This window comes from Streptacidiphilus fuscans, assembly GCF_015690355.1.
In the GTDB taxonomy this organism is placed as follows: Bacteria; Actinomycetota; Actinomycetes; order Streptomycetales; family Streptomycetaceae; genus Streptacidiphilus; species Streptacidiphilus fuscans.
In genome coordinates, this window is record NZ_JADPRT010000002.1 from 648,511 (window position 1) to 661,928 (window position 13,418).

13 protein-coding genes are annotated in these 13,418 nt (G+C 70.4%); 8 read left to right on the forward strand and 5 right to left on the reverse strand.

The window, feature by feature from the left end; translation table 11 throughout:
• The first annotated feature begins 129 nt into the window (after window positions 1-129).
• The 4 genes from I2501_RS06585 (at window position 130) to I2501_RS06600 (ending at window position 3,864) form a co-directional block, all read left to right on the forward strand.
• Complete coding sequence (locus tag I2501_RS06585) at window positions 130-1,518, forward strand: APC family permease (RefSeq protein WP_196192854.1); 1,389 nt, start codon at window positions 130-132, stop codon at window positions 1,516-1,518.
• Between the two features lie 36 nt (window positions 1,519-1,554).
• Window positions 1,555-2,775 (forward strand): exodeoxyribonuclease VII large subunit, encoded by a 1,221-nt coding sequence (xseA, locus tag I2501_RS06590; RefSeq protein WP_196192855.1) that lies wholly within the window; start codon window positions 1,555-1,557, stop codon window positions 2,773-2,775.
• A gap of 50 nt (window positions 2,776-2,825) precedes the next feature.
• A complete protein-coding gene (locus I2501_RS06595; RefSeq protein ID WP_196192856.1) occupies window positions 2,826-3,101 on the forward strand; it encodes an exodeoxyribonuclease VII small subunit in 276 nt (91 codons plus the stop codon).
• A gap of 160 nt (window positions 3,102-3,261) precedes the next feature.
• Window positions 3,262-3,864, forward strand: coding sequence for a malonic semialdehyde reductase (locus I2501_RS06600; protein WP_196192857.1), 603 nt, complete (start codon window positions 3,262-3,264; stop codon window positions 3,862-3,864).
• A 119-nt stretch (window positions 3,865-3,983) separates the two neighbouring features.
• On the opposite strand, the gene I2501_RS06605 is transcribed toward I2501_RS06600, so the two are convergent.
• Window positions 3,984-4,526, reverse strand: coding sequence for a DUF4245 domain-containing protein (locus I2501_RS06605; protein WP_328806239.1), 543 nt, complete (start codon window positions 4,524-4,526; stop codon window positions 3,984-3,986).
• Between the two features lie 217 nt (window positions 4,527-4,743).
• Here I2501_RS06605 and glpX point away from each other — a divergent pair, with 217 nt between their 5' ends.
• Window positions 4,744-5,784 (forward strand): class II fructose-bisphosphatase, encoded by a 1,041-nt coding sequence (gene glpX, locus I2501_RS06610; RefSeq protein ID WP_196192858.1) that lies wholly within the window; start codon window positions 4,744-4,746, stop codon window positions 5,782-5,784.
• Between the two features lie 102 nt (window positions 5,785-5,886).
• On the opposite strand, the gene I2501_RS06615 is transcribed toward glpX, so the two are convergent.
• Both I2501_RS06615 and I2501_RS06620 read right to left on the reverse strand, forming a co-directional pair.
• Window positions 5,887-6,240: a WhiB family transcriptional regulator gene (locus I2501_RS06615; RefSeq protein WP_408022710.1), complete on the reverse strand. Its 354-nt coding sequence runs from the start codon at window positions 6,238-6,240 to the stop codon at window positions 5,887-5,889.
• A gap of 316 nt (window positions 6,241-6,556) precedes the next feature.
• Window positions 6,557-7,306 carry a DUF1707 SHOCT-like domain-containing protein gene (locus I2501_RS06620; protein WP_328806240.1) on the reverse strand — a complete coding sequence of 250 codons (750 nt, stop codon included), beginning with the start codon at window positions 7,304-7,306 and terminating at the stop codon, window positions 6,557-6,559.
• A gap of 159 nt (window positions 7,307-7,465) precedes the next feature.
• Here I2501_RS06620 and I2501_RS06625 point away from each other — a divergent pair, with 159 nt between their 5' ends.
• The 3 genes from I2501_RS06625 (at window position 7,466) to I2501_RS06630 (ending at window position 10,818) form a co-directional block, all read left to right on the forward strand.
• Window positions 7,466-9,121, forward strand: a complete 1,656-nt coding sequence (locus I2501_RS06625) for a fumarate hydratase (RefSeq protein WP_196192859.1) — start codon at window positions 7,466-7,468, stop codon at window positions 9,119-9,121.
• 48 nt (window positions 9,122-9,169) lie between these two features.
• Window positions 9,170-9,301, forward strand: coding sequence for a hypothetical protein (locus I2501_RS40165; RefSeq protein ID WP_268926872.1), 132 nt, complete (start codon window positions 9,170-9,172; stop codon window positions 9,299-9,301).
• A 131-nt stretch (window positions 9,302-9,432) separates the two neighbouring features.
• Entirely contained in the window at window positions 9,433-10,818 is a 1,386-nt protein-coding gene (locus I2501_RS06630) for a class II fumarate hydratase (protein WP_196192860.1), read from the forward strand.
• A 52-nt stretch (window positions 10,819-10,870) separates the two neighbouring features.
• On the opposite strand, the gene I2501_RS06635 is transcribed toward I2501_RS06630, so the two are convergent.
• Complete coding sequence (locus I2501_RS06635; RefSeq protein WP_196192861.1) at window positions 10,871-12,889, reverse strand: glycosyl hydrolase family 18 protein; 2,019 nt, start codon at window positions 12,887-12,889, stop codon at window positions 10,871-10,873.
• A 150-nt stretch (window positions 12,890-13,039) separates the two neighbouring features.
• Entirely contained in the window at window positions 13,040-13,417 is a 378-nt protein-coding gene (locus tag I2501_RS06640) for a tetratricopeptide repeat protein (RefSeq protein ID WP_196192862.1), read from the reverse strand.
• Between the last annotated feature and the right edge of the window lies 1 nt (window position 13,418).

Genomic DNA, 13,418 nt, shown 5'->3' on the forward strand with positions numbered 1-13,418 from the left:
GCAGGTCGCCGCGCGACACGGAGCGGAGGGCTCCTGTCAGGGCGCGCGGTTGCACTCCCCCAGGCGCGCGCAGCCGACCGTCTGGCGCGTCTGCCGGGCCGGTGCGCCTTCCGCACCGATCATCGGACCATGGACTCCCTCAGGCCCGCCGTCGAGCCGGACCCGCCCTACCCCGGCGGGGACGACACGCGGCTCCGCCGCACCCTCGGCTTCCGTGAGCTCGTGGTCTTCGGGATGCTCTTCATCGCGCCCATGGCACCCGTCGGGATCTTCGGGGTGCTGGACGCCAAGAGCCACGGCGCGGTGGCCACCGTCTACGTCGTCGCCACCGTCGCGATGGCGTTCACCGCACTGTCCTACGCGTGGATGCTGCGCGTCGTGCCGCAGGCGGGCTCGGTGTACGCCTACGCCCGGGCCGGGCTGGGCAACGGGCCGGGGTTCGTCGCCGGGTGGATGGCGATGCTGGACTACCTGTTGATCCCCGCCGTCGCGTACGTCTTCTCCGGCATCGCGATGCACTCGCTCGTCCCCTCCGTCGACCAGTGGATCTGGACGGCGATCGCGGTGGTGGTGACCACCGCGCTCAACCTCTCCGGCGTGCGGCTGGCCGCGCGGGTGGGGACCGTCGTGCTGCTCTTCGAGCTGGTGGTGCTGGTGGTCTTCGTCGCCGCCGCGACGGAGGCGCTGGTCACCGGCAGCCCGCACCGGCCGCTCGGCTCGCCGTTCACCGGCGTCGGCGGCTTCTCGCTCGGCGCGGTGATGTCGGCCGTCTCGGTGGCGGTGCTCTCCTTCCTCGGGTTCGACGCGATCGCCTCGTTCGCCGAGGAGCACGCGGGGCCGTCGGCCAAGGTCGGCAAGGCCGTGCTGTTCTGCCTCGCGCTCGCGGGCGTCCTCTTCATCGCGCAGTCCTACCTCGCCGCGCTGCTGGAGCCGGACTCGCCGCAGTACCTGGCGGCCAACCCGGGAGCCCAGGGCAGCGCCTTCTACGACACCGTCGAGTCGGCGATCGGGCACTGGCTGCACCTGCTGGTCGCGGTCAGCAAGGCGATCGGCGCGGCGTTCGCGGCGCTGGCCGGGCAGGCGGCGGCCGGACGGCTGGTCTTCGCGATGGCCCGCGACGGGCGCCTGCCGCGCCCGCTGGGCAAGGTCGACCCACGCTCCGGCGTGCCGCGCGCCGCGCTGCTGATCGCCGCGACGATCACACTGGTCGCGGCGGTCTGGTCGGCGTCCCGCTCGGACGGACTGGACCAGCTGACCTCGGTGGTGAACGTCGGCGCGCTGACGGCGTTCCTGCTGCTGCACGCGTCGGTGATCGCCTGGTACATGCTGCGGAACGACAGCCGGCGTTGGCTGGTGCACCTGGTACTGCCGCTGATCGGCGCGGGGGTGATCGTGTGGGTGCTGGTCGCCGCGACGCACACCGCGCAGATCGTCGGCGCGGTCTGGCTGGCGCTCGGCCTCGGCGCGCTCTTCGCCGAGCGGTCCCGAGCACGAAGGGGACGAGCCTCGCGCCGGTAAGGGTGGACTGTCGGCGGCTGCCCGTAGGCTCGGTCCATGCCTCTCGAGACCTCGCCCGACGCCCCGATCCCGGTCAGTCGCGTCTCCCAGCTGATCGGCGGCTGGGTCAGCCGCCTCGGCGCGGTCTGGGTCGAGGGCCAGATCACCGAGCTGAGCCGTCGACCGGGCGCCGGTGTCGTCTTCCTGACGCTGCGTGACCCGTCGGCGAACGTCTCGATCTCCGTCACCTGCTACCGCGCGGTCTTCGACGCGGTGGCCGATCTCGTCCAGGAGGGTTCGCGCGTCGTCGTCCTGGCCAAGCCCGAGTGGTACGCGCCGCGCGGCACGCTGTCGCTGCGGGCGACGGAGATCCGGCTGGTCGGCCTGGGCGACCTGCTGGCCCGGTTGGAGCTGCTCAAGCGGAGCCTCGCCGCCGAGGGGCTCTTCGCCGCCGAGCGAAAGCGGCCGCTGCCGTTCCTGCCGCACTGCGTGGGCCTGGTCACCGGCAGGGCCAGCGCGGCCGAGCGGGACGTGCTGCAGAACGCGCGCCGCCGCTGGCCCGCCGTGCGGTTCGAGGTGCGCAACGTGCCGGTGCAGGGCGTGCGGGCGGTGCCGGAGGTGGTCTCCGCGATCAAGGAGCTCGACGAGCACCCCGAGGTCGACGTGATCATCGTCGCCCGGGGCGGCGGCAGCGTGGAGGATCTGCTCCCCTTCTCCGACGAGGCGCTGATCCGGGCGGTGGCCGAGGCGCGCACGCCGGTGGTCAGCGCCATCGGCCACGAACCGGACCAGCCCCTGCTCGACTTCGTCGCCGACCTGCGCGCGTCGACGCCGACGGACGCGGCCAAGCGCGTCGTCCCCGACGTCCGGGAGGAGTTGGCGCGCGTCCACGCCCTGCGGGACCGGGCGCGGCTGACGATCGAGTCCCGGCTGCGCCACGAGTTCGCCGGCCTCGCAGGCGTCCGCAGCCGCCCGGCGCTGGCCGCGCCGCACCGGCTGGTCGACGAGCGCGCGCACGAGGTCAGCGCGCTGGTCGACCGTGCCCGCCGCACCCTGGGCCACCGGCTCGACCGCGCGGAGACCGAGCTGCACCACACCCTGGCCCGGGTGGTGGCGCTCTCCCCCGCGGCGACGCTGGAGCGCGGGTACGCGGTCCTGCAGCGGACGGCGGACGGCGCCGTGGTCCGCGCCCCGGGCGACGTCACGGCGGGCGACACGCTGCGGGCCCGCGTCGCCGAGGGCGAGTTCACCGTGACGGTCGCGGACGAGCAGGGCTGAAGCGAACCGCACCGGCACGCGCTGTCGGTCGGATTTCCTAAGCTGGTCGCATGGCGACCAAGCAGGCGAAGCAGGACCTCTCCGCGGACAACGCGATGGGCTACGAGCAGGCCAGGGACGAACTGCTCGACGTGGTGCGCAAGCTGGAGACGGGCGGCGGCACTCTGGAGGAGTCGCTGGCGCTCTGGGAGCGCGGCGAGCAGCTGGCCAAGGTCTGCGAGCGCTGGCTGAACGGCGCCCGGGCCCGCCTCGACGCCGCACTCGCCGCGGAGGAGGACGCCGCGGCCGGGGACGAGGAGGCCGACGAAACGGACGGACAGGAGTAACGGACAGGAGTAATCGCAGACGAGAGTCAGGAGTCAGGCAGTAACGGATGTCACATCTTCAACCTCTGCTTTGGAAATAGTTGAAGCATCATCTATGTTGGATCTCGAAGACGGCGCGCCCCGAGCCGCCTTTCCTTCCAGATCTTCAGAGGTGTGACTCATGACTGCCGACGCTCTCGTCCTCGACCCCGCCGCCCAGGACCTGCTCTTCCGTGAGGCCCGCACGGCGAACACGTTCTCCGACGAGCCGGTCACCGACGAGCAGGTCCAGGCCATCTACGACCTGGTCAAGTACGCCCCGACCTCGATGAACATGCAGCCGCTGCGTGTCGTCCTGGTCCGGTCGGCCGAGGCCCGCGAGCGCCTGGTGTCGCACATGATGGACGGCAACAAGGAGAAGACCTCCAAGGCCCCGCTGGTCGCGATCCTCGCCACGGACCACGAGTTCCACGAGGAGATGCCGACCCAGTTCCCGCACTTCCCGCAGGCGAAGGACACCGTCTTCGCCGAGCGCCCGGTGCGTGAGGCGGCCGGCTCCTTCAACGCCTCGCTCCAGGTCGGCTACTTCATCATCGGCGTCCGCGCCGCCGGTCTGGCCGCCGGTCCGATGACGGGCTTCGACGCCGAGGCCATCAACAAGGACTTCTTCTCCGACGGCGAGCACTCCGTGCTGGCCGTGGTCAACATCGGCAAGCCGGGCGAGAACGCCTGGTTCCCGCGCAGCCCGCGCCTGTCCTACGACGAGGTCGTCACCACGGTCTGATCCGGACCACTTGATCCGGCCCGCGCCGGTTCCCCCGGAAACCCGAAGGCCCCGACCGAGCACCGCCCGGTCGGGGCCTTCGTCTGCCTGTCGCCAGGTCCGCCGCGTCTCGTCAGTCGTCAGTGGTCGCTGAGCTTGGCGGCGAAGTCGCCGAGCTTGGCGAAGCTCTCGGTGCCGAAGACGACGGTGGTGCCCTTGGCGCCCGGCAGGACCAGCGCCTGGTAGCGGGTGCCCTGGTAGTGGGTCCAGGCGACGCCGTTCACCATGGTCGTGGCCGACTGCTTGACGGCGTCGATGGTGGCGTTCTGCACCACGGTGTTGAGCGGGGCGTTGCTCTGCTCCAGCGCCACGTACTGCGTGGACGGGTCGATGAAGCCCAGCGTCCAGGTGTCCGCGTTCGTGCCGTCGTAGTTGACCGAGGTCGCGTTCCAGCCGGACGGCAGGCCCTCGGGCGCCAGCAGCGGGTACGGGGCCGCGCGGCGGGCGGAGGGGACCGAGTCCTGGTACGGGACCGCATGCACGCCGTTGCCGCCGCTGTGCGGGATGAAGTAGTAGATCACCAGACCCGCCGCCATCACTGCGGCCAGCGACAACACCATGTCGCGGACGGATTTGGCGGCCATCCCCGGCCGCTTGCGCACAGTCACTGTCTCGGTTGCCACGCATCCATGGTGGCCCATGCCCTGTGGATCACTGTCGCTGGGGGCGGTTTACACGCCGTGCGCGGGTGCTACGGAAGGGATGAGGGAGGATGGAGGGACTGTCGGAGGCTGCACGGGCAGCCGCACGTGCCGGGCGACACAGACATTCCCCCAGGTCGAAGATACGATCGCAGCACCCTCATCCGGCCGTCGGCGTACAGAGAGGTACGAAAACTCGATGACCGACCAGCATTCGCACCGTCTGCCCTCGTCTCTGGAGGTCGCCCCAGAGGCACCTGACCGCAACCTCGCTCTCGAACTGGTCCGCGTCACCGAAGCAGCCGCCATGGCTGCCGGTCGCTGGGTCGGCAAGGGCGACAAGAACGGAGCGGACGGCGCCGCCGTCCGTGCCATGCGCACCCTCGTCCACACCGTCTCGATGAACGGCGTCGTCGTCATCGGTGAAGGGGAGAAGGACGAGGCTCCCATGCTCTTCAACGGCGAGCGGATCGGCGACGGCACCGGTGCGGAGTGCGACGTCGCCGTGGACCCGATCGACGGGACCACCCTGACGGCGAAGGGCATGCCCAACGCCATCGCCGTGCTCGCCGTCGCGGACCGTGGCACCATGTTCGACCCGAGCGCCGTCTTCTACATGGACAAGCTCGTCGCGGGTCCGGAGGCGGCCGGCCTGGTCGACATCAATGCCCCGGTCGCCCACAACGTCCAGGCGGTCGCCCGTGCCAAGGGCACCGCTCCCGAGGACGTCACCGTCGTCCTGCTGGACCGCCCGCGCCACGAGAAGCTGGCGCAGGAGATCCGCGCGGCGGGCGCCCGGATCAAGTTCATCTCCGACGGCGACGTCGCAGGCTCGATCATGGCTGTCCGCGAGGGCACCGGCGTCGACCTGCTGCTCGGCGTCGGCGGCACGCCCGAGGGCATCATCACCGCCTGCGCCATAAAGTGCCTGGGCGGCGTGATCCAGGGCAAGCTCTGGCCGAAGGACGAGGCCGAGCGGCAGAAGGCACTGGACGCGGGTCACGACCTGGACCGCGTGCTGTCGACGGACGACCTGGTCAGCGGCGAGAACGTGTTCTTCGTGGCGACCGGCATCACCGACGGCGAGCTGCTCCGCGGCGTTCGCTACCGCAACGAGACCGCCACGACCAGCTCGCTGGTCATGCGCTCGAAGAGCGGCACGATCCGCCAGATCGACAGCGAGCACAAGCTGTCGAAGCTGCGGGCCTACAGCGCGGTGGACTTCGACCGCGCCAACTGACAGGCCGTTGGCCGTCGGCCGACGGCCGAGCGGAACGCCCGAGGGGCGCGAGGAACGAGCTGTTCCTCGCGCCCCTCAGCCGTTCCGTGGCCGCTCGCCGGTTCAGCCCGCGATGGGCAGGTCCTGCTCCTGGTCGTGGCGGCGACGACGGGCCAGCACGACGCGACGCTCGGCCGCGGTCAGGCCGCCCCAGACACCGTAGGGCTCGGGCAGCAGCAGGGCATGGTCCCTGCACTCCAGCAGCACCGGGCAGCGGGCGCAGACGCGCTTCGCCTGCTCCTCGCGGGCGAGCCGAGCGGCGGTCGGCTCCTTGGAGGGGGCGAAGAAGAGACCGGCCTCGTCACGTCGGCACGCGGCACCCGTGTGCCAGGGGTTGTCCTCCGCATCCGGACCGCCGCGCTGTGCGGGAACGCGGGGGCGCAGGCCCACCTGACTGGCTTCGATCGGATGCAGCACAGCGCACTCCTGACGACGGGCCGGGGGAGGGTACGCGCTCGCCTGTCGTCAATCGCGGCGAGCCGATGTGCACCGGGATCTACCCCGGTGCGAACCGATTCATGCACCCGCCACACAATCCGATCGCCGGATCGTCGTACCCACCAGGGCTCCCACGCATCATGACGGTACGTCAGATTCCGTTCCGGGCAGGACCGGTCGGGTTCGCTCGGAATTCACCCGTGATCCGCCGGGATCCGCCGTCATCTGTGGGGATCCGCCGTGATCGGCCTTCATCCGCCCGGGACCCACCCGGGACTGTCCGGATCGGTCGCCGCTACCCGAGTTGCTTCTTCAGCCGGTCGACCAGCTTGGGCTTCTTGTGCCGGGCGGAGACCCCGCCGAAGACCGCGCCGCCGCGGATCGTCACCACCGGGCCGCCGGGGGTCTGCCCCTCCTCCTCCTGGACGTCGAAGCCGCCGAAGATCGCCACTCCGCCGCCACGCACGCTCGCGGTGGCCGGGACGGCGATGTCGATGCCGCCGAAGACCGTCCAGGCGTTGATCACCAGCTCGGGGCCCTCGATGACCGCGTCGGAGAGGTCGATCTCGACGCCGCCGAAGACGGCGATCGCCTTCATCAGCCCACGGGCACGGAAGCGGCCCTTGCGCTGGGCTCCGCCGAAGACCGCGATCGCGTGGTCCGTCGTCGTCCCCACGAACGGCTCGGGCTGCGGCTGGGCCGGAGCGGGGGTCGGCATCGGCGTGCCCACGGCGGGGAGGTCCTTGGTCAGCGGGACCAGCTCGCCCATCGTCTTCGCCGCGTAGGCGGCCTCCAGCCGCTCCGCGTGCTCGTCGGCGTTCAGGCGGCCCTCGGCGTAGGCGTCGCGCAGCGCCTCGGCGACGCGTTCGCGGTCGGCGTCGGAGGCGCGCAGGTCGTCCGGGCCGGACGGCGCGGACGGGGCGACCGGGTCGGCGTAGGGCCTGGCCGCGGGCGACGGCTTGTCGAAGGACGGCTTCGCCTGGGGCAGGCGCTCCGGCTCCTGCTCGGGCGGCTGCTGCGACGGCGAAGACGAGGAGTTGTCCACGCGCCGAGGATAGTCAGCGGGCACCTGCCGGGACCAGCAGAACGGGCCGCGTCTGTGATCCAGGGCACCTCACCCGCACCGCCCGACGGCTTCCGCGTGCCGCTCGATACCCTGGAGGGCGCGCCGACGACGACGCCTGACCGTGAGGATTGTCCGCTGATGCCCGAGTTCGCCTACACCGACCTGCTGCCGTTGGGGAAGGACGAGACCCCCTACCGCCTGATCACCTCCGAGGGCGTCAGCACCTTCGAGGCGAACGGCCGCACCTTCCTCCAGGTCGAGCCGGAGGCCCTGCGACTGCTGGCCGCCGAGGCCATGCACGACATCTCGCACTACCTGCGCCCGGCCCACCTGGCCCAGCTCCGCCGGATCCTGGACGACCCGGAGGCCAGCCCCAACGACAAGTTCGTCGCGCTGGACCTGCTGAAGAACGCCAACATCGCCGCGGCCGGCGTGCTGCCGATGTGCCAGGACACCGGCACGGCGATCGTCATGGGCAAGCGCGGCCAGGGCGTGCTGACCGAGGGCGGCGACGAGGCGGCGCTCTCGCGCGGCGTGTACGACGCGTACACCAAGCTGAACCTGCGCTACTCGCAGATGGCCCCGCTGACCATGTGGGACGAGAAGAACACCGGCTCCAACCTGCCGGCGCAGATCGAGCTCTACGCGACCGACGGGGACGCGTACAAGTTCCTCTTCATGGCCAAGGGCGGCGGCTCGGCCAACAAGTCGTTCCTGTTCCAGGAGACCAAGGCGGTCCTCAACGAGGCCTCGATGATGGCCTTCCTCGAGCAGAAGATCCGCTCCCTCGGCACGGCCGCCTGCCCGCCGTACCACCTGGCCATCGTCGTCGGCGGCACCAGCGCGGAGTTCGCGCTGAAGACCGCCAAGTACGCCTCCGCGCACTACCTGGACACGCTGCCGACCGAGGGCTCCCCCAGCGGCCACGGATTCCGTGACCTGGAGCTGGAGAAGAAGGTCTTCGAGCTGACCCAGAAGCTGGGCATCGGCGCGCAGTTCGGCGGCAAGTACTTCTGCCACGACGTGCGCGTGGTCCGGCTGCCGCGCCACGGCGCGTCGCTCCCGGTCGCCCTCGCGGTCTCCTGCTCCGCCGACCGCCAGGCGGTCGCGAAGATCACCGCCGAGGGCGTCTTCCTGGAGCAGTTGGAGCGCGACCCGGCCCGCTTCCTGCCGGACACCACGGACGAGCACCTGTCCGACAACGTCGTGAACATCGACCTGAACCTGCCGATGGACGAGATCCGGGCCGAGCTGAGCAAGCACCCGGTCAAGACCCGCTTGTCGCTGACCGGCACCCTGGTCGTGGCGCGCGACATCGCGCACGCCAAGCTCAAGGAGCGCCTGGACGCCGGTGACGGCATGCCGGAGTACATGAAGAACCACCCGGTCTACTACGCGGGCCCGGCCAAGACCCCCGAGGGCTACGCCTCCGGCTCCTTCGGCCCGACCACGGCGGGCCGGATGGACTCCTACGTCGACCAGTTCCAGGCCGCGGGCGGCTCCATGGTCATGCTGGCCAAGGGCAACCGCTCCCAGCAGGTCACCGACGCCTGCGCCAAGCACGGCGGCTTCTACCTCGGCTCCATCGGCGGCCCGGCGGCGCGCCTCGCCCAGGACTGCATCAAGAAGGTCGAGGTCCTGGAGTACGCCGAGCTCGGCATGGAGGCCGTCTGGCGCATCGAGGTCGAGAACTTCCCGGCCTTCATCGTCGTCGACGACAAGGGCAACGACTTCTTCACCTCGCCGGAGCCGACGCCCACCTTCACGTCGATCCAGGTCCGCGCGGGTGCCTAGGGCCACCAGGCAGGCCGACGGACGGAGTCCGGCGCAGGCGGTCGAAGCTTGAGAGGCCCCCTGGGGCCGAGCAATGCGAGACCGGCCATCGGCGCAGGTGTCAAGGGCAACGACTTCTTCACCGACCCGGGCCCGGTCCAGCCGCTGATCACCAACATCCCGGTCGGCCCCAAGGCCTGACGGCCCGGATCCCGTTCCGCCCGAGGGGGCTTCCGCTGCGTGCGGGAGCCCCCTCGGCGTGCGTTCGGCCCGAACGGGTGAGCAGCGCCCCGTCCGGGAACAGTGCGGCCCCGCCAGGCGCTGAGCAGAATATGAGTGACTTCCGGATCGAGCACGACTCGATGGGCGAGGTGCGGGTTCCCGTCGACGCGAAGTGGCGGGCGCAGACGCAGCGGGCGGTGGAGAACTTCCCGATCTCCGGGCAGCGGTTGGAGCGGGCGCACATCGCCGCGTTGGCGCGGATCAAGGCCGCGGCGGCGACGGTGAACGCCAAGCTCGGGGTGCTGGACGCGGAGACCGCGGAGGCGATCCGCGCGGCGGCCGAGGAGGTCGCGGAGGGGCGCTGGGACGCGGAGTTCCCGATCGACGTCTTCCAGACCGGGTCCGGGACGTCGTCCAACATGAACGCCAACGAGGTCATCGCGACGCTGGCGAGCGAGCGGCTGGGGCGGCCGGTCCATCCGAACGACCACGTCAACGCGAGCCAGTCGTCCAACGACGTCTTCCCGAGCTCGATCCACATCGCCGCCACCGCGGCGGTCGCCCACGACCTGATCCCCGCGCTCAACCACCTCGCCGACGCCCTCGCGCGCAAGGCGGAGGAGTTCGCGGTGACGGTGAAGTCGGGCCGCACGCACCTGATGGACGCGACGCCGGTCACCCTCGGCCAGGAGTTCGGCGGCTACGCCGCCCAGGTCCGGTACGGCGTGGAGCGGCTGCGGGCCACGCTTCCGCGCGTGGCCGAGCTGCCGCTGGGCGGGACGGCGGTCGGGACGGGGATCAACACCCCGCCCGGCTTCTCCGCCGCCGTGATCGATGAGGTGGCGCGCGAGACGGGGCTGCCGCTGACCGAGGCGCGGGACCACTTCGAGGCGCAGGGCGCCCGGGACGGCCTGGTGGAGCTGAGCGGTCAGCTGCGCACCATCGCCGTCGGGTTCACGAAGATCTCCAACGACCTGCGCTGGATGGGCTCGGGGCCGCGCACCGGCCTCGGCGAGATCAACCTGCCCGACCTCCAGCCGGGTTCGTCGATCATGCCGGGCAAGGTCAACCCGGTGATCCCGGAGGCGACGCTGATGGTCGCCGCGCAGGTGGCCGGCAACGACACCACCGTCGCGATCGCGGGCGCGAGCGGCAGCTTCGAGCTGAACGTGATGCTGCCGGTCATCGCCCGCAACGTGCTGGAGTCGGTACGGCTGCTGGCCGCCGTCGCCCGGCTGCTGGCCGACCGCACGGTCGACGGCATCACCGCCAACACCGAGCGGCTGCGCGAGTACGCGGAGTCCTCGCCGTCGGTGGTGACGCCGCTCAACCGGTACCTCGGGTACGAGGAGGCCGCGAAGATCGCCAAGCAGGCCCTGGCGGAGCGCAAGACGATCCGCCAGGTCGTGCTCGAACGCGGCCATGTGGCGGAGGGGCGGATCACCGAGCAGCAGTTGGACGAGGCCCTGGACGTGCTGCGGATGACCCACCCCTGACACCGGTTCAGCCGGTTCAGCCGTTTACGGCCTACGACCTACGACCTACGACCTACGACAGCGAGAAGTCGTCGGCGAAGACGTTGCCCTGGCCGTACCAGCCGTGGACGTAGACGGTGACGGTGCCGCTGGAGCCGGTGGTGAACGGCACGGTCAGTTGGTTCCAGCCGCTGTTGCTGGACCAGGTGCTGGCCGTCGCCCCACCACTGACGCCGACGTAGGCGTAGTCGCCCTGGACCCAACCGGACAGCGTGTAGCTGGTGTTGGGCTTCAGGGTGACCGTCTGGTCGCACTCGCCGGTGGTCGACGAGCTCGGCGTGACCTGCAGCGCGTAGGAGCCGCTGTGCGTGGGCGAGGTCACCACCTGGCTGCCGGACTGGCAGGTCCACGGGCTCAGGCTGCCGCTCTCGAACCCGCCGTTGACCAGCGCACCCGACCCGCCGGACCCGGTCGGGCTGGACGAGGGCGAGGTCGAGGGGGAGGTCGACGGCGAGGTCGAGGGAGACGTCGACGGGGATGCGGACGCGGACGCCGAAGCGCTGGTGCTGGACGACGCCGAGGCGCTCGGGCTGCCCGTGGGCGGCGTCGGGCAGGTGCTCGCCGACCCGTTGATGTCGTTGACCGCGTCGTTGAAGAGCGTGGTCGCCGGGTCGAGGTCGTAGAGCGAGAACATCATGAAGCCGGCGAGGCCGTTGCAGTGCGCGTAGTCGGCCCTGGTCTGGATCGACTGCGCGGACTCACCGCCGTAGAAGTTGGTCCCGTCGTAGAAGTACGCGGAGTCGGTGATCGGGTCCCAGTAGGTGTCGGCCGGATTGCCGACGATCCCGGTCAACTCCTTGTACATGGCCACGCCTGGCACGTTGCCGGAGTCGGTCTGTCCCGCCGACGCGCCCGTCGCGGTCTGGTAGAGACCGTGGTTGCTCCCCGCCGGTACCCCCGTCCAGCCGCGATAGTAGAACGGCAGGCCGATGGTGAGTTTGTTCGCCGGGAAGCCGCCTGGTATCCCGTACTGCGAGTCGCCGACCGTCCAGGCCTTGATGGCGTTGTCGACGCTGTACGTCTCGTTGCCGGGAGCGACCTTGGACTCGGGCGAGTTGGGGTTGGCGTAGAGCGGGTCCTGCTCGTCCGTCGGCCCGGTGGCGTTCCACGCGCCGTACATGTCGTACGACATCACGTCGCCGAAGGTCAGGTACTGGGCGATCTGGTTGGTCTGGATCAGGCCGATCTTGTCCTGCCCGGACGGCAGCGCCGCCGAGAGCGCGTAGGTCTTGCCGTCCGCCGCGCCCTGGGTGTTGAGCTCGTTGCGGAACTCGGCCAGCAGGGCGGTGTAGTTGGCGGTGTCGTTCGCCGAGTAGTGGTTGCCGAGGTGGCCGCCGCTGGAGGCCGGGTACTCCCAGTCGATGTCGAAGCCGCTGAAGATGCCGGCCGCTGTGCCCGTGCCGCCGTAGCCGTTCTCGACGGGCAGGTTGCCCTTGATGAACATGTCGATGCAGGACGAGACGAACTTCTGCCGGGACGCGGCGGTGGCGGCCACGTCGGAGAAGTACTTCGAGTAGGTCCAACCGCCGATCGACAGCAGGATCTTGAGGTTCGGGTACTTCTTCTTCAGCTCCTGGAGCTGGTGGAAGTTGCCCGCGATCGGCTGGTTGTAGACGTCGGAGGTGCCGTCGACGCTGATGCTGGAGTCGTACGACTTCCCGTAGTCGGCGAAGGCGTCCTCGGCGCCGTCACCGGCGTTGGGGTCGCTCTCGCCGCCCGGGTCCGGGTCGGTGGCCTTGGTGTTCTCGAAGCAGGTCAGGTTGGTCGGGTCGATGTTCTCGAAGTCGTAGATGAGGTAGTCGACCTTGCCCGCGATGCCCTCGGTGTCGAGGTTCTTGGGATAGAAGGCGTTCTGGTAGATCGACCACTGGTCGTAGTAGGCGACCTTGATGCCGCCGCTGGTGGCCGCCGCCTTGGTGGTGTTGGTCGCGGCAGCCGCGCCTGCGGGACTGCCGAGCAGGGAGGCGGCCAGGCCGAGCAAGGCCGTGGCCGCCCCCGCGAGTGTGAGTCCGATCCGTCTGGAGCGTGGCATGACGCATACCTCCGCATGGTCGTGTACCCGACACCGCATCAGATTGGTACATACCAATAGAGGCGTCAAGGGTCTGGACCAATTGGAGCTGACGGATCGTCAAACTCCCTGGTGGAGCGGATCGCCCGCCCACGGAGGAGGGATGGCGACTCAGATCCGCGACTGGCCGAGCGACTCGGCGAGGCGCAGCTGGGTCGCCGCCTCATCCGCACGGCCGCCCTGGCGCTCCAGGGTGCGGCCGAGCAGCAGCCGGGCGTAGCCGTCGACCGGGTCGCGCTCGATCGCCTGCCGCAGCGCCTCCTCCGCGCGACGCAGCTGCGCGGAGTGGTAGTAGGACCGGGCCAGCAGCATCCGCGCGGCGGCGTGCGTCGGCTCGGCCTCCACGATCGGAGCGAGGATCAGCGCGGCGTCGCTGTACGCCTTGGAGTCGAAGAAGAGCTGCGCACGGCCGTACTCCTCGGCAAGTGTGTGGTTGATATTCACGGGGCTCCCCTTTCGATTTCCATGCCGCTCTGGCGTGTCGGCCATA

What these genes read in the sequence shown, in the direction of transcription:
- I2501_RS06585 (WP_196192854.1), top strand. Translation starts at nt 130, where the DNA reads ATGGACTCCCTCAGGCCCGCCGTCGAGCCGGACCCGCCCTACCCCGGC.
- xseA (WP_196192855.1), top strand. Translation starts at nt 1,555, where the DNA reads ATGCCTCTCGAGACCTCGCCCGACGCCCCGATCCCGGTCAGTCGCGTC.
- I2501_RS06595 (WP_196192856.1), top strand. Translation starts at nt 2,826, where the DNA reads ATGGCGACCAAGCAGGCGAAGCAGGACCTCTCCGCGGACAACGCGATG.
- I2501_RS06600 (WP_196192857.1), top strand. Translation starts at nt 3,262, where the DNA reads ATGACTGCCGACGCTCTCGTCCTCGACCCCGCCGCCCAGGACCTGCTC.
- glpX (WP_196192858.1), top strand. Translation starts at nt 4,744, where the DNA reads ATGACCGACCAGCATTCGCACCGTCTGCCCTCGTCTCTGGAGGTCGCC.
- I2501_RS06625 (WP_196192859.1), top strand. Translation starts at nt 7,466, where the DNA reads ATGCCCGAGTTCGCCTACACCGACCTGCTGCCGTTGGGGAAGGACGAG.
- I2501_RS06630 (WP_196192860.1), top strand. Translation starts at nt 9,433, where the DNA reads ATGAGTGACTTCCGGATCGAGCACGACTCGATGGGCGAGGTGCGGGTT.
- I2501_RS06635 (WP_196192861.1), bottom strand. Translation starts at nt 12,889, where the DNA reads ATGCCACGCTCCAGACGGATCGGACTCACACTCGCGGGGGCGGCCACG.
- I2501_RS06640 (WP_196192862.1), bottom strand. Translation starts at nt 13,417, where the DNA reads ATGGCCGACACGCCAGAGCGGCATGGAAATCGAAAGGGGAGCCCCGTG.